Raw genomic sequence first — 14,209 nt, 5'->3', positions numbered from 1 at the left:
TCACTCGACCTCGCCGATCGGGGAGACAGGGGTGCGGGACGTGGGCAGCAGGGCGTCGCGCATGGAGCGGACCGCCTGGTCGACGGTGAGGGCGCCGGGCAGACCGATCTCGGCTGCGAGTACGGCGGCCTGCGGTGGCCGGATGTTGGTCTCCTGGAGCACCTCGCGTTGGGAGAAGACCTGAGCCGGTGTCCCGTCGGCGAGGACGTGCCCCCGGCGCATCGCGATGACGCGGGTGGCGTACTCGGCGACCAGCGCCATGTCGTGGGAGATGATGACGACCGTGCGGCCCTGGGCGTGGTGGTGGGCGAGCGAGTCGAGGATCTTGCGTGACTCGGCCCGGTCCTGGCCCGTGGTGGGTTCGTCGACGACGGCGACGTCACACCCCATGACCAGGGTCGAAGCGATGGCCAGGCGTTGGCGTTCGCCCCGTGAGAGGTGGATCGGGTTGGCTTCCGCGCGCCCCTCCAGCCCGACCAGCTCCAGGGTTTCGGACACCTGGTGTGCGAGCGTGGCGGGATCGGCGCCGAGGTTGCGCGGGCCGTACTCGAGTTCTTCGCGGCAGGTGTCGTGGAAGATCTGCCGGTCGGGGTTCTGGAAGACGTATCCGACGGTGGCGGCGAGGTGGTGCAGTCGCGAGCCGCGCGTGTCGATGGTCTTGCCCTCCCCCGTGTGCAGGCGGACGGCGCCGCCGGAGTTGGTCGGCCGGAGCAGGCCGTTGAAGTGTTTGGCCAAAGTGGTCTTGCCCGAGCCGTTCTTGCCGATGATGGCGACGAACTCGCCGCGGCCGATGGTCAGGTCCACTCCCGCCAGGGCCTTGGTGTCGCCTTTGTAGGTGTGCTCGACGTCGACGACCTCGATGACGGGGTCCGGGTGGCTCATGTGCGGTTCCTGTCGCTGTGCGGGGTGTTCGTCATCGCTTCCCAGGCGGTTACGGCCGCGGGGACGGACAGGGGAAGCTCGGATTCCCAGTGCCCCAGTTCCCTCAGCCGCAGCGCGATGTCCAGTACCTGGGGCCGGTCGGGGGCGGCGGTGCCCATGAGAACCTCGCGTGGGGTGCCTGTCGCCTCGATCCTGCCCTGACGCATGGCGATGAGGCGGTCGGCGTACACGGCGAGCTCCTCGACCTTGTGCTCGACGACGAGGACGGTGACACCCTCGTCGGCGAGTACGCGAATGGCGTTCATGACACCTTCGGTGCCGGCGGGGTCGAGCTCCGAGGTGGGTTCGTCGAGCAGCATGATCCGCGGGCTGAGGCAGAAGACCGAGGCGACGACGACGCGTTGCTTCTCCCCGCCGGAGAGCGCGTGCGTGAACCTGTCGAGGAGGTCGCCGATGCCGAAGAGTTCGGCGGCCCGGCTCAGGCGGCGTTCGATCTCCGGTACCGGGACACCCCGGTTCTCCATGCCCCAGACCAGCTCTTCCCGCACCACGGTGTTGACCAGCTGCACCTCCGGGTCCTGCAGGACGAGGCCGATGGTCTCCGTGATGTCGGACAGGCCCGCGAAGTCGGTCAGCGGGCGTGAGAAGAGTGCGATGTCGCCACGCATGGCGGCGCCGTCCTCGTGCCGGGGAATGACGCCGGAGAGGCACTGCAGAAGGGTGGACTTCCCCGCGCCGGTCGGGCCGAGGATACCCACGATCTGTCCGGGTGCGACCTCGAAGGCCACCTCGTCGAGCGCACGCCGCTCGGCGCCCTCGTAGCGGACGGACAGGCCGGAGACGGCCAGGGCCGGTGTGCTCATTGCTCATGCCCCTTCGGTGAACGGTGCGGGCAGCTGCCACTGCATGGCCAGCAGCGCCGCGGCCAGAACGAGGACGCCGGCGACCAGCGCCGCGTCGCTGCCCCTGAAGGTGGCCGACCGGTAGAACGTCCGCGGCCCCGGCAGGCTGTAGCCGCGCAGCTCCATGGACAGGGCGATCTCGCTGCTGCGTTTCATCGAGCCGGCCAGCATGGGGAACAGCATGCGGACGATGGCGCGTCCGCGGCGGAGCGGGTGACGCGAACTGCTCTCGGCAGATCCGCGTACCGCCATGGCGGTCAGCAGGGTCTTCGCCTCGTCCTGCAGCAGGGGCAGGAACCGGAAGGCGAAGCTGGTCAGGTAGGCGAACTTGTAGGGCACGCCGACCTTGTGGAGGGCGAGCGCGATGTCGGACGGGCTGGTGGTCACCGAGAACCCGTAGAAGCAGATCCCCATGGCGAACAGCCGCATTCCGATGCCCAGTCCGAGCAGGACGCCCGACCGGGACAGCGGGACCCCCGCGAGCGTGGCGATCGCCGGGCCACCCTGGACCAGGGCCTGCAGGAGAGTGAGGAGGAGCACGAGCGGGATGATGAGGAGCAGGGCTTTGGCGTACGAGGCCGGGGTGATCCGTGCGAGCACGGCGAGGCCGAGCACCACGACCGCGGTCAGCGCGACGAGCACGTCAACGCGGGTCGTCGTCAGCGCGAGGGCGAGGACGACGAGGATGGCGACGATCTTCGCGCGCGCGTCGGCGCGGTGCAGGACCGTCTTTCCTGGCTGGTAGAGCATCGTTCCGCTCATTGCGGGCTTCTCCTGGTTCGTGCGAGCCGGTCAGATCGCGTCGGCGACCGCTTGGGCATCGCGTTCCTTCTGGACCAGCCCGGTGTTGACCAGCCGGCGCATGATCCCGTAGGTGATGAAGGATCCTGCGAGATAGCACGGCTGGACGACCAGGATCTGGCCTGCGATGAAGTCCCAGGGCAGATGCAGGATGAGGCGGTTGCCCACGCCGAACATCAGCGCGTCGCCCAGGCCGGCGATCTGCCCGATGAGGACGAGTTGCCACAGCTTGAGGCCCTTGCCGCGGGTCTTCATCAGCCACACCAGCAGCGCGACGGGAATCGTGTGCGCGGCGTTGGTGAGGAAGAGGAAGGGGGCCATCGGCTGGGAGGCGGTGAGGTTGGAGATGATCGGGTTGATCCACGCGGTGATCAGCGCCCCGGTGAGGCCGTAGAACGCCGCGGAGGGCACCCAGATCGCGCAGACGACGATCGCGGAGACGAGCGGAACGCTGCCGCCGGTGAGAGCCAGGTCGAGGCGCTCGGTGATCTGGAGGACCACCGCCATGGTCAGCCCGAGGAACACGCACGTGATGATCGTGCGGGTGTCCCGGGGCAGCAACCGGAATCTCCAGTTGGGAAGCGTCGTCCAGCGCTTCGCCGACACGGGTGTCGCCATAGCCATGCGTCTTTCCTTCACTGGTGGGTGCGGGCGCGGGCGTCGACGCGGGCGCCCTGCGAGGTGGCCGGAGCGGCCGCCGTGGAGGCCGGTCAGCCGGCGGCGGCCGTACCGACCCGTGCCGGGGCGTCGCCACCGGGCTCGGGCAGTGCGAGGGCGCGGTTGACGAGCAGGCGGGCAGCGGAGTCCGCGCTGTCCATCCGGCCGGCCAGGATGTCCTCCTCGGTGAACCGGGCGAGGTAGACGCCCCGGTCGCCGAAGCGGTCGTGGTCGTATACGACATGGATACGGCCGTCGGGGCCGACGGCCGCGTCGGGGTAGGAGATGTCCTCGCGGTCGTCGAGGGGGAGCCTGTGCGGCCAGGTGTCACCGTCGTCGTCGCTGAGGAACGCGGTGAGGTTGGTGCGGCCCTTCCACTCCTTGACGTTGCCCTGCAGTTCGATCTCCTCGCGGGACCGCCGGTCGCCGAAGTCCGCGTGGTTGATCATGAGCAGGCGGCCCGAGGGCAGCCGCCGGATGTGGAAGCGGGAACAGGGGCCGTCGATGTGGCTCCTGCGGCCGGGTGACCATGTCCTGCCGCCGTCGTCGGAGAAGCTCTCCCCCACGCCGTCGAAGCACCGGACGAGCATCCACAGCCTGCCGTCGCGCCTCTCGACGATCATGTGCTCGTCGAAGCTGCGGTTCGGTACGTCCGCACCGCCGAGGTAGGAGATCGTCTCCCCCTCGTCGGTCGAGACGTACGCGTTGGAGAACCGCTCCGCCTGGAGCTGGTGCTCTTCGGTGGGCGTGTGGCAGGCCCAGATGGCCGCGGGCAACAGCCAGGTGCCGTCGGAGAGCACGGTGGGCTTGTTCATCATGATGCCGTTGGCGATCCGGCGCGGAGCGCTCCAGACGGGCTCCTCGTCGTCCGGGTTGTCGCTGGTGGCGACCCAGACGCCGATCCGTCCGTCGAAGAAGTCGCGGCTCTGGTTCCACGTCATCCACAGCCGGTCGTGGGGGTCGCGCCAGAGGCAGGGGTCGTACACCCGCACCTCGGGGTCGTCGTGCTCGACGACGAAACGGGGGCCGTCCCAGCTGGTCCCGTCGTCGTCGCTGGTCGTGACGACGACGAAGTTCCCGCCGGTCTCCGTCTCCTTCCCCGAGTACCAGTTGACGTACAGCCGGCCGCCTCGGGTCCGCTCGATGGAGGGGATGCCCTGCCACTTGCGGTGTGCGTCCTGGTAGCGGGCACCGGTGGGGCGTGAGTGGATTCGTGCGGGGGACATGGTGCCTGCCTGCGGCATGCCTGCTCCTGTCATCGGTGGTGCTGCGCCATCGGTACGTGCGACGGTGCACGACAGTGTTGAGGAGGCATCGCCGTCTGTCAATAGTGACGAACGCTGCTCACATGTCAGTCGTTCACAGGCACCCACTCCAGCAGTCGCTGGACGAGCACCTCGTTCCCGCCGACGATCGAGGTCTCCACCGCGGCGATCATCGCCTCGAAGTGCGCCCGCATGGCCTCCTCGGCACCGACCGGGTCCCGCCCGGCGATCCGGTCGGCGACCGCCTGGTGCTCGGCCACGACCTTCTCCTCGTCGCGCCGGGTGGCCAACACCGTGTCCAGCACCGCCTCAACCCGGTCCAGCTGCGGCGCGAGCATCATCTCGGCGGCGACTCCGAGGATCTTGTTCGTCGACATCTCGACGACGGCCCGGTGGAACTGCAGCCCCGGCTGCTCGATCATCGGGGCGCTGCCGACGACGCGGGCGTGCTGGACGCACAGCCCCCGCAACCGCTCCAACTGCCCCTCCCGGGGCGCCCTCGCGGCGTCGCCCGCGACCGCGCTCTCCACGGCGAGACGCGCCCTGAGCAGGTCGAGCAGGTCCTTGGTGTCGCGCACCGCGTTGTGCAACGAGTCCTTCGCGCGGTGGGTCAGTACCGCCTCGGCCGCACGGCGCCTCCCCTCGACGGCCAGCGTCCGCCCCTTGGTGCCCACGGGCTCGGTCCAGCCCCGGGCGTCCATCTCCCGCAGCAGCCGGGAAACGGACGACTCGCTGAGCTCCCTGCCGCGGCGCGCCAACTCCCGCTGGGCGTTGCGCGTGCCCAGCGGATCGCTCGACCCCGACATCAGTTGCAGGAGCGCGAGCATGGCTCCTTCGCGGTCGTGCATCGTCGTCCTCTCACTCGTGCCGCCGGACGCCTCGTTCGCCGGCCGGTCCATCCTCACCCGCCGCGTGCCACAGGTCCGCAGAAGCGGGCACTTGACTCGGCACCCCACGCCGAGCATGGTTAGTCAAAAGTGACCAGGGCTTGTCAGGAAGAGGATATCGCGCTTGTTCGCGCGGCGGCACGCCCATTCGTGACCGAGGCAAGGAATTGCGATGACACGCGTCTCCTCACCCAGTGACTACCCCCGTGACATGGCCGGCTACGGCGGGCGGCTCCCCCACGCGCAGTGGCCCGGCGGAGCGAAGGTGGCCGTGCAGTTCGTCCTCAACGTCGAGGAGGGCGGCGAGAACAACGTCCTGCACGGCGACGAGGCCTCGGAGGCGTTCCTCACCGAGGAGCCGACCACCGCGCTGCGGGGCCGCCGCAACCTCAACGTCGAGTCCCAGTACGAGTACGGCACCCGCGCGGGCTTCTGGCGGCTGCACCGGCTGTTCGAAGAACGCGGCCTGCCTGTGACGGTCTTCGGCATCACGGAGTCGTTGCGCCGCAACCCGCCACTCGTGGCGGCCGCACAGGCCTCCGAGTGGGAGATCGCCTCACACTCGCTGCGGTGGATCAACTACGCGCAACTCGCCCCCGAGGTCGAACGCGAGCACATCGAGCAGGCCGTGCGCCTCCACACCGAGGTGTGCGGCCGGCCGCCCCTCGGCTGGTACACGGGGCGCAACAGCGAGAACACCCGCCGCCTGGTCGTCGAGCACGGAGGTTTCCTCTACGACTCGGACTCCTTCAGCGACGACCTGCCGTACTGGGTCGACGTCGACGGCACGGCGCAACTCGTCGTCCCCTACACCCTCGACAACAACGACGGCCGGTACGTCAACACCTACGGCTTCCAGTCCGAGTCCTTCTCCGCGTACCTCACACGCGCCCTCGAACTCCTCTTGGAAGAAGGCGCGGAGCGCCCCCGCATGATGAGTGTCGGTCTGCACCTGAGGGTCAGCGGACGGCCGGGCCGCGCCGCCGACCTGCGGCGGTTCCTGGATCTCGTGGCTCAGCACCCGGACGTGTGGGTCACACGCCGTGTGGACATCGCCCGCCACTGGCGCACCGTCCACCCCGCCTCCCGGTGGCTGCCGCAGTCCGCGGATCCGCTGGCGGAGGACGACCGCGCGAAGGACCGGCCCTGACGGTCACCACATCCGTACCCGTCGGGCGGGCGCGGCGCCCGCGCCCGCCCGGCGGGGACCGCGTGTCAGGGCCGGCGCGCGTCAGGCGGCGCGGTCGGCCGCCTCGATCAGCGCGGGCAGCCCGGCCACCGAGTCGAGCACCTGGTCGGCGCCCGCGGCGCGCAGGGACTGCGCGTCGTGCCCGCCGGTCAGCACACCCGCCACCAGCCCGGCGCCGGCGGCGCGGCCCGCCCGTATGTCGTGCGGGGTGTCTCCGACGACCGCGACGGAGTCGACCGAGGGGGCTCCCGTGCGCAGCAGCGCCGCCAGCACCAAGTCGGGATAGGGCCTGCCACGACCCGCGTCGGCGGGGGACAGCACCGCGTCGGCGAGTGCGCTCCAGCCCAGCGAGGCGAGCAGGTCGTCACGGGTGCGGGGCGAGAAGCCGGTGTTGAGGACGACGGCACAGCCATGTGCCCTGAGCGACTCGATGGCCTGCCGCGCACCCGGAAGCGCGGAACAGCGGCCCGACGCGACCATCTGCGCGTACGCTTCCTCGAAGGCGGTGTTGGCCCGCTGGGCGGTGTCCTCGTCACCGTCGAAGAGATGCCGGAAGACGGAGACCTTGGACTCTCCCATGGTGTCCCGGACGTGGCGCATCATGGCGTCGTGGCGGGCGCTGCCCTGGCGTACGCCTTCGCGGGAGAGCGCGTGGAGGAAGGCGTCCTCGACGATTCCGTCGTCCGCCACTGTCGTACCCGCGAGGTCGAGCACGGCGAGGCTGAGGGTGGTCATGGTGTCTCCTGCGCGGTGGTGAGAGCCTGCACGCCGCCGGCGAGGGCGAGGGCGGCGATGTCCGATCCGGTGCACCCGCGCGAGAGGTCGTGCAGAGGTGCGGCGAGCCCTTGGAGGAACGGGCCGATCGCGGCGCAGCCGCCGACGCGCTGGGCGACCTTGTAGCCGATGTTGCCCGCTTCGAGGGAAGGGAAGACGAAGGTGTTCGCGCGCCCGGCGACGGGCGAGCCGGGCGCCTTGGCCGCGCCGATGTCGGGGTCGGCGGCCGCGTCGTACTGGAGGTCGCCGTCGACGGGCAGCTCAGGGGCGGCCGCTCGCAGCACCGACAGTGCTTCCCGCACCACGTCGACGCGCGGGTGTGCCGCGCTGCCACGCGTGGAGAAGGAGAGCAGCGCGACCCTCGCCTCGTCGCCGGTGAGGGCGTGGTGCGTGGCGGCCGCGGCGCGGGCGATGTCGGCGAGCTGCCCGGCGTCCGGATCGACGACGACGGCGCAGTCCGCGTAGGTGAGCGCACCGCCGTCGGGCCGCAGCATCAGGAAGCTGCTGGAGAGGGTGCGGATGCCGGGCGCCAGGCCGACGACACGCAGCCCGGCGCGCAGCACGTCGGCTGTGGGGCGGTTGCTGCCCGCCACGCACACGTCCACGTCGTGGCGGCGCAGGGCGGCGGCGGTGAGGAAGAGCGGGTCGTCGAGGACCTGGGCGGCCAGGCGCGGCCGTTCCTCGAGCAGCGCCGCGAGGGTGTCCGTGTAGCGGGAGGGCCGCAGGATCTCCAGCAGCGCGGGGTCCTCGGGAAGTTTCAGGCCGAGGTCGGCGGCGCGGTCGCGGACGGCGGCCGGTTCTTCCGCGACGAGGACGGGGGTGACGGCCTGCTCCTGGGCGAGACGGGCCGCCGCCCACAGGACTCGCGGATCCGTCCCCTCGACGAGGGCCACGCGGGGTCTGCGCGCGGCCCCTTCGAGCTGCGTCGCCCACCGTTGTGCCAGCCGCCTGACGGCGGGTCCGGCAGCGCCGGGGAACGGGAGGGGATCGTGCGGTTCGACGAGCATGAGCGCTCCCGGTGGGTGGTGACGGGCATCGGTGCTCCGGGGAGGGGAGGTGCCGGGGCGGGGAGGGCCCGGTGAGGGGTGGTGCCCTCCCCGCTCCGGCGGGCCCGCCCGTCCCCGGCGGGACGGGCGGGCACCGGCCGGGGGCCTCGGGGCCCGGCCGGCCGGATACGTGCCGGCTTCCACGCGTGGTCCGATACGGACCGGCTCCTACACGTAGTCCTGGTACTTCTCCAGGAAGCGGACGGGCTTTTGCAGCGCGTCGCGGCGGAAGGGGTCGCCCAGCTCCCGGGTGCACATGATCTCCAGGACCGTCGTCCTGCCCTCGTTCATCTGCCGGTCCACGGCGCGCCGCAGCGCGGGGCCGACGTCCTCCAGCTTGTCGACGACGATGCCGTCGGCGCCCATGGCCCGGCCGATGCCGGCGAAGCTCTCGCTCTCCAACTCGCCGGCGACGAAGCGCCGGTCGTAGAAGTCGACCTGGTTCTTCTTCTCCGCGCCCCACTGGCGGTTGTGGAAGACGACGGCGGTGACGGGGATGTCGTGGCGGACGGCCGTCATGATCTCCCCCATGCTCATGCCCCAGGCGCCGTCACCGGCGTAGGCGATCGCGGGCCGGTCCATGGCCGCGGCCTTGGCACCGATGATGGTGGGCAGCGCGTAGCCGCAGTTGCCGAAGCTCATCGGGGCGAAGAAGCTGCGGGGCTCCTCGAACCGCAGGTAGCTGTGGGCGACCGAGTTGATGTTGCCGATGTCCGTGGAGACCATGACCCGCTCGGGCATGGCCTTCTCCAGTTCGCGGAGGACCTGCCTGGGGTGCAGCCAGTTGCCCTCCTCAGCGTCCTGTTCGGCGATCATGTCGAGGCTGTAGGGGTCGCGTTCGTGGGTCCACTCGCTCAGCTCGGTCTCCCAGGCCGCCTTCTCCTCGGCGGTCTCGGCGGCGCGGCGCTCGCGTGTGGCGTCGCAGGCGAGGGTCTTGTCCGCCAGGCGCCGCGTCAGGGCCTCGGCGGCGTCGGCGGCGTCGCCGCAGATGCCCACGGTGATCTTCTTGACCAGGCCGAGCATCGTGTGGTCGGCGTCGATCTGAATGATCTTCGCGTTCTTGGGCCAGTAGTCCATGCCGTGCTGCGGCAGGGTGCCGAAGGGGCCGAGCCGGGTGCCGAGGGCCACCACGACGTCGGCCCGGGAGATGAGCTTCATCGCGGCCTTGGAGCCCTGGTAGCCGAGCGGGCCGCACCACTGGGGGTGGCTGGCGGGGAAGGAGTCGTTGTGCTGGTAGCTGTTGACGACGGGGGCGCCCAGCCGCTCGGCGAGTGCCTTGCACTGCTCGACGCCGTCGGCCATGACGACACCGCCGCCGGAGATGATGACGGGGAACTCGGCGGTGGCCAGGAGTTCGGCGGCCTCGTTCAGGCTGCGCTCACCGCCCGCGCCGCGGTCGACGCGCATCGGCTCGGGGATCCCGGTCTCGATCTCGCCGTAGAAGTGGTCTCGCGGGATGTTGAGCTGGGTGGGGCCGATCTCGGACATGGCACGGTCGAAGGCGCGTGCGGTGAACTCGGCCATCCGGCGCGGGTTGTTGACGTGCGCCTGGTACTTGGTGAACTCCTGGAACATGGGCAGCTGGTGGGCCTCCTGGAAGCCGCCCAGGCCCATGCCCATGGTGCCTGCTTCGGGCGTGATCATCACGACGGGGCTGTGTGCCCAGTAGGCGGCTGCCACGGCGGTGACGCAGTTGCTGATCCCGGGGCCGTTCTGGCCGATGACGACGCCGTGCCGGCCGCTGACGCGGGCGTAGCCGTCGGCCATGTGCGCGGCGCCCTGCTCGTGGACGACGGGGACCAGGCGTATGCCCGCGGGCGCGAAGATGTCCATCGCGTCCATGAACGCCGAGCCCATGATGCCGAAGATGTCGGTCACGCCGTTGGCGGCCAGCGTCTCGACGAAGGCTTCGGAGGGTGTCATCTTCTGTTGCTCGCTCATGGTCCAGCTCCTTCACTTCCAGTGCGGCACGCGTCAGCGGTCCGGCGGCACGCGTCAGCGCTCCGGGCGGTCCGCTCGTGGGGCCGGAGGGTCGGGCCCCGGGAGAACACGGCAACTCGCCGTGGCAGTCGAGAAATCGGTACGTTGTGTTCCTGAATCCGGGATCGCACTGGACGATAGGGAGCCGCCATCGCAGGCGTCAACCATGTGTTCCGCAATTCGGTACCTGCTAGCTTGTTTTTCGGAACCGATGGTCGATCATGGGAGCCGTCACAGAACCCGCCCGGAGGCGCACACACATGGACACACTCAACGGCGAGACGCCCACCATCCGGCTGTTCGCCCTGCTGGAGCTGATAGCCGCCAAGGACCGGCTCGTCACCCTCCAGGACCTGGTGGACGAGACGGGCATGCCGAAGCCGACGCTGCACCGCATGCTGCAACAGCTGGAGAGCGCGGGCCTCCTCGTGCGGCAGAGCGACGGGCGGCACTACGGCACAGGCGCACGGCTGCGCAGACTGGCGGAGAACCTGCTGCTCAACGCCACCCACCACGGCGCACGCCACGCGGTGCTGCGCCACCTGGTGGAGGAGATCGGGGAGAGCTGCAACGTCACCGCCCTGTCCGGCAACGAGGTCGTCTACCTCGACCGCGTCGAGACCCCCGAGCCGCTGCGCTTCTACCTGCGCCCCGGCTCCCGCGTCCCGGCGCACTGCTCGGCGAGCGGCAAGATGATCCTCTCCCAGATGAGCCCGGGCCAGCGCGCGAAGCTCCTCTCACACGCGCCGCTGAAGCAGTACACGCCCCACACCGTGACCGAGCCGGGACCGCTGGAGGAGGAGTTCACCCGCGTGCGGCGGGACGGTTTCGCGGTGGACGACGAGGAGTTCCTGCCCGGTCTCGTCTGCGTGGCCGTGCTGGTCCCCTCCCCCGCCGGGCGCTCCAACCAGTGCGTCGCCGTCCAGGCACCCGTCATGCGGCTCACCGCGGACAAGGCGCTGCACCTGCTGCCCGCGCTGCAACGCGCGGCCGAGGCCATCGCCCGCGTCGAGCACGAAGGAGGACAGGAATGAACGAGACGGCACCTGCGGGGACCGACGCGCGCGAGGTGACGGGCCCCGACACCCGGCTGAGCGCGCGGGAGGTCTTCGGTCTGTCCACCGATCTGAAGATCCCCGCGTTCAGCGAGCCCTCCGCTCACGTACCAGAGCGCGACGACGCCTACCGCTTCGACCCGGACGTCACCCGGGCGCTCCTCGCCGGCTTCACGCACAACCGCCGCGTGCTGCTCCAGGGCCCGCACGGGACGGGGAAGTCGACCCACGTCGAGCAGGTCGCGGCGCGGCTCAACTGGCCGTGCGTCCGTGTCAACCTGGACGGGCACCTCAGCCGCCTCGACCTCGTGGGCAAGGACACGGTCACGCTTCGGGACGGCAAGCAGGTCACCGCGTTCCAGGAAGGGGTCATCCCCTGGGCGTTGCAGCGGCCCGTCGCCCTGGTCCTGGACGAGTACGACGCGGGGCGGCCCGAGGTGATGTTCGTGATCCAGCGGCTGCTGGAGCGCGACGGCAAGTTCACCCTCCTCGACCAGAACCGGGTGCTGGAGCCGCACCCGTCCTTCCGTCTGTTCGCCACCGCCAACACGGTCGGGCTCGGCGACCCGTACGGCCTCTACCGCGGTGCGCAGCGGCTCAACCACGCGCAGCTGGACCGCTGGAACATCGTCGCGGCCCTCGACCACCTGCCCCCGCCCGAGGAGGCCGCCATCGTGCGGGCCCGGGTGCCCGGGCTCGGGCACCCGGCGCTCGTGGAGGCGATGGTCGCGGTCGCGGGACTGACACGCTCCGGCTTCCGCGCGGGCGACCTGTCGACCCTGATGTCGCCCCGCACGGTCATCAGCTGGGCCGAGAACACCGAACTCTTCGGCGACGTGGCGCTCGCGTTCCGGCTCTCGTTCCTGAACAAGTGCGACGAGGAGGAACGCCCGCTCGTCGCCGAACTCTTCCAGCGCTGCTTCGACCGCGAGCTGGAGGCGGCGTGAGCGAACCCGCCGGCAAGGACACGCCTGGATCCGCCGCAGAGCACACCTCGCGGCACGCCGCCCAGGACGCATCGCGGTACGCCGCCGCCGGAACGGCCGAACCCAGCGCCGAAGAGCTGTGCGCGGCGGCCGTACGGGCACTGAGCGGCACACCGGGGTTGACGTTCCGAGGCCACCGGCTGCACGACGGCCGCACGCCGGTCCCCGCACACGCCCCGCACCTGCGCCCCTCCCCCGCGGACGGCCCCGCGGCGCTGCGGGGCGTGGCGGACGGACTCGCCCTGCGGCTGATCCGTTCCGATGCCGCGCTGCACACCAGGCTGCGGCCCGTGGACCCGGTGGAGCGGCTGCTGTTCGAGACGCTGGAGCAGTACCGCGCCGAATCCCTCGTTCCTGACCCGTTTCCCGGCATGGCGCACAATCTGCGCCGTCGCCACACCGAGTGGGCCCGCGCCTTCCACCGCTCGGGACTGACGGCGACCGCGCGCGGCCTGCTGCTCCACACGACGCTGGAGGTCTGCCGCTCCCGGGTGCTGGGGGTGCCGGTGCTCGCCGAGACCGAGGACCTGATCGAGGCGACACGCGCGGCGCTCGGTGCCCGGCTCGGGCCTCACCTCGCCGCGCTGCGACGGCACCGCGCCGACCAGGCCGCGTACGCGCCGCACGCACGGGAGGTGGCCCGCACCGTCGCCGCGATGCTGAGCGAGGACGAGGCGGGCGGCAAGGGCCGCAACGGGCCCCGCGGCAGGGAGGAGCCGCGCTTCTCGCTGCTGCTGGAGGAGAGCGCGCAGGACGGCGAGGGGGCGGCGGGGGGCTTCGGCACCGCGCCGGACGGCGCGGGCGGTGACGCGGACTACCGGGTCTTCACCACCGCCTACGACCGGGAACGCGCCGCCCACGCCCTTGTGAGGCCCGCTCTCCTCGCCGACTTCCGCGCCCGGCTGGACCAGCGGATCGAGGAGGCGCGCCCGCACACGGCGCGGCTGGCGAGGCAGCTGCGCGAACGGCTGGCGAGGCCAGGGCCCGGTGACTGGGCCGGCGGCCAGGAGGAAGGACTGGTCGACGGGCGGGCGCTGGCGCGGCTGGTGGTCTCCCCCGGCGATCGGCGCGTCTTCCGCACCCGGCGGGCCGAGCACCGGCCGGCGGCGCTGGTGACGTTCCTGCTGGACTGCTCGGGTTCGATGAAGCAGCACAGGGAGCAGCTCGCGGCGCTCCTCGACGTGTGGACGCGGGCTGCCGACCTCGCCGGCGTGCGGAGTGAGGTCCTGGGTTTCACCACGGCCGCGTGGCACGGCGGCCGCGCCCACCGGGACTGGCTGCGGGCGGGCCGCCCGGCGTGTCCGGGCAGACTCAACGAGCGGCTGCACCTCGTGGTCAGGGACGCCGAGGTGCCCTATCGCCGCGCCAGGACCGCGCTCGCGGCGCTGCTCAAGCCGGACCTGTACCGCGAGGGGGTGGACGGTGAGGCGCTGGAATGGGCCGCGGGCCGTGCCGCGCGGCGTCCCGCGGGGCGCCGGCTGCTGTTCCTGGTCTCGGACGGCGGGCCGACGGACGGGGCGACGGTCCAGGTGAACCCGCCGCACCTGCTGGACTCCCATCTGGCGTCGGTGGCCGCACGGATCGAGGCCGAGGGCGCGGTGGAGCTGCACGGGCTGACGGTGGGCGGCGACCTGAGCCCGTATCTGTCCCGTACCTCGCTCCTGGATCCGGCCGCCCCGCTGGCCCGCTCCGCACGGCTGCTGCCCGCCGCCTGCCGGCCGTGACGCCACCGACCCGACCGGCGCGACGAAGCCCAGCCGGGCGCAGACCGGAGAGCGCCCGCGC

At 71.3% G+C, this 14,209-nt stretch carries 13 protein-coding genes; 4 read left to right on the top strand and 9 right to left on the bottom strand.

All coding sequences use genetic code 11. The features are described 5' to 3' along the window. From DTL70_RS29975 to DTL70_RS29950, 6 genes are all read right to left on the bottom strand, one after another. Window positions 1-882 (bottom strand): energy-coupling factor ABC transporter ATP-binding protein, encoded by an 882-nt coding sequence (locus DTL70_RS29975; protein ID WP_114025143.1) that lies wholly within the window; start codon window positions 880-882, stop codon window positions 1-3. Then, window positions 879-1,745 carry an energy-coupling factor ABC transporter ATP-binding protein gene (locus DTL70_RS29970; protein WP_114025142.1) on the bottom strand — a complete coding sequence of 289 codons (867 nt, stop codon included), beginning with the start codon at window positions 1,743-1,745 and terminating at the stop codon, window positions 879-881. Before DTL70_RS29970 ends, DTL70_RS29975 begins: the two co-directional genes overlap by 4 nt. 3 nt (window positions 1,746-1,748) lie before the next feature. Continuing rightward, complete coding sequence (locus DTL70_RS29965) at window positions 1,749-2,546, bottom strand: energy-coupling factor transporter transmembrane component T family protein (RefSeq protein WP_114025141.1); 798 nt, start codon at window positions 2,544-2,546, stop codon at window positions 1,749-1,751. A gap of 30 nt (window positions 2,547-2,576) precedes the next feature. Continuing rightward, window positions 2,577-3,209: a hypothetical protein gene (locus DTL70_RS29960; protein WP_114025140.1), complete on the bottom strand. Its 633-nt coding sequence runs from the start codon at window positions 3,207-3,209 to the stop codon at window positions 2,577-2,579. 86 nt (window positions 3,210-3,295) lie between these two features. After that, the gene (locus DTL70_RS29955) at window positions 3,296-4,486 is read right to left on the bottom strand and encodes a sialidase family protein (protein ID WP_114025139.1); all 1,191 of its coding nucleotides are present in this window, start codon (window positions 4,484-4,486) and stop codon (window positions 3,296-3,298) included. 107 nt (window positions 4,487-4,593) lie between these two features. Further along, window positions 4,594-5,355 carry an FCD domain-containing protein gene (locus tag DTL70_RS29950; RefSeq protein WP_114025279.1) on the bottom strand — a complete coding sequence of 254 codons (762 nt, stop codon included), beginning with the start codon at window positions 5,353-5,355 and terminating at the stop codon, window positions 4,594-4,596. Window positions 5,356-5,566: 211 nt separating this feature from the next. Between DTL70_RS29950 and puuE the strand changes: the two genes are divergently transcribed. Continuing rightward, the gene (puuE, locus tag DTL70_RS29945) at window positions 5,567-6,544 is read left to right on the top strand and encodes an allantoinase PuuE (RefSeq protein WP_114025138.1); all 978 of its coding nucleotides are present in this window, start codon (window positions 5,567-5,569) and stop codon (window positions 6,542-6,544) included. A gap of 81 nt (window positions 6,545-6,625) precedes the next feature. Here the strand turns inward: puuE and DTL70_RS29940 are convergent, their stop codons facing one another. The 3 genes from DTL70_RS29940 to xsc form a co-directional block, all read right to left on the bottom strand. After that, the gene (locus DTL70_RS29940) at window positions 6,626-7,318 is read right to left on the bottom strand and encodes a phosphonatase-like hydrolase (RefSeq protein WP_114025137.1); all 693 of its coding nucleotides are present in this window, start codon (window positions 7,316-7,318) and stop codon (window positions 6,626-6,628) included. Continuing rightward, on the bottom strand, window positions 7,315-8,364 hold the full coding sequence (locus DTL70_RS29935; RefSeq protein ID WP_114025136.1) for a phosphate acyltransferase: 1,050 nt from the start codon (window positions 8,362-8,364) through the stop codon (window positions 7,315-7,317). Before DTL70_RS29935 ends, DTL70_RS29940 begins: the two co-directional genes overlap by 4 nt. Window positions 8,365-8,571: 207 nt before the next feature. Continuing rightward, window positions 8,572-10,344: a sulfoacetaldehyde acetyltransferase gene (gene xsc, locus DTL70_RS29930; protein WP_114025135.1), complete on the bottom strand. Its 1,773-nt coding sequence runs from the start codon at window positions 10,342-10,344 to the stop codon at window positions 8,572-8,574. 299 nt (window positions 10,345-10,643) lie between these two features. Here xsc and DTL70_RS29925 point away from each other — a divergent pair, with 299 nt between their 5' ends. From DTL70_RS29925 to DTL70_RS34865, 3 genes are read left to right on the top strand one after another with little or no spacing between them, the layout of a single operon-like run. After that, a complete protein-coding gene (locus tag DTL70_RS29925; protein WP_245980058.1) occupies window positions 10,644-11,417 on the top strand; it encodes an IclR family transcriptional regulator in 774 nt (257 codons plus the stop codon). Next, window positions 11,414-12,385 (top strand): AAA family ATPase, encoded by a 972-nt coding sequence (locus DTL70_RS29920; RefSeq protein WP_114025133.1) that lies wholly within the window; start codon window positions 11,414-11,416, stop codon window positions 12,383-12,385. Before DTL70_RS29925 ends, DTL70_RS29920 begins: the two co-directional genes overlap by 4 nt. Next, window positions 12,382-14,148: a cobaltochelatase CobT-related protein gene (locus DTL70_RS34865; protein ID WP_114025132.1), complete on the top strand. Its 1,767-nt coding sequence runs from the start codon at window positions 12,382-12,384 to the stop codon at window positions 14,146-14,148. Before DTL70_RS29920 ends, DTL70_RS34865 begins: the two co-directional genes overlap by 4 nt. Window positions 14,149-14,209: the final 61 nt, after the last annotated feature.

The organism is Streptomyces diacarni (assembly GCF_003323715.1).
In the GTDB taxonomy this organism is placed as follows: Bacteria; Actinomycetota; Actinomycetes; order Streptomycetales; family Streptomycetaceae; genus Streptomyces; species Streptomyces diacarni.
The sequence above is the reverse complement of the archived record's forward strand: the minus strand, read 5'-3'. Positions and strand labels throughout refer to the sequence as shown.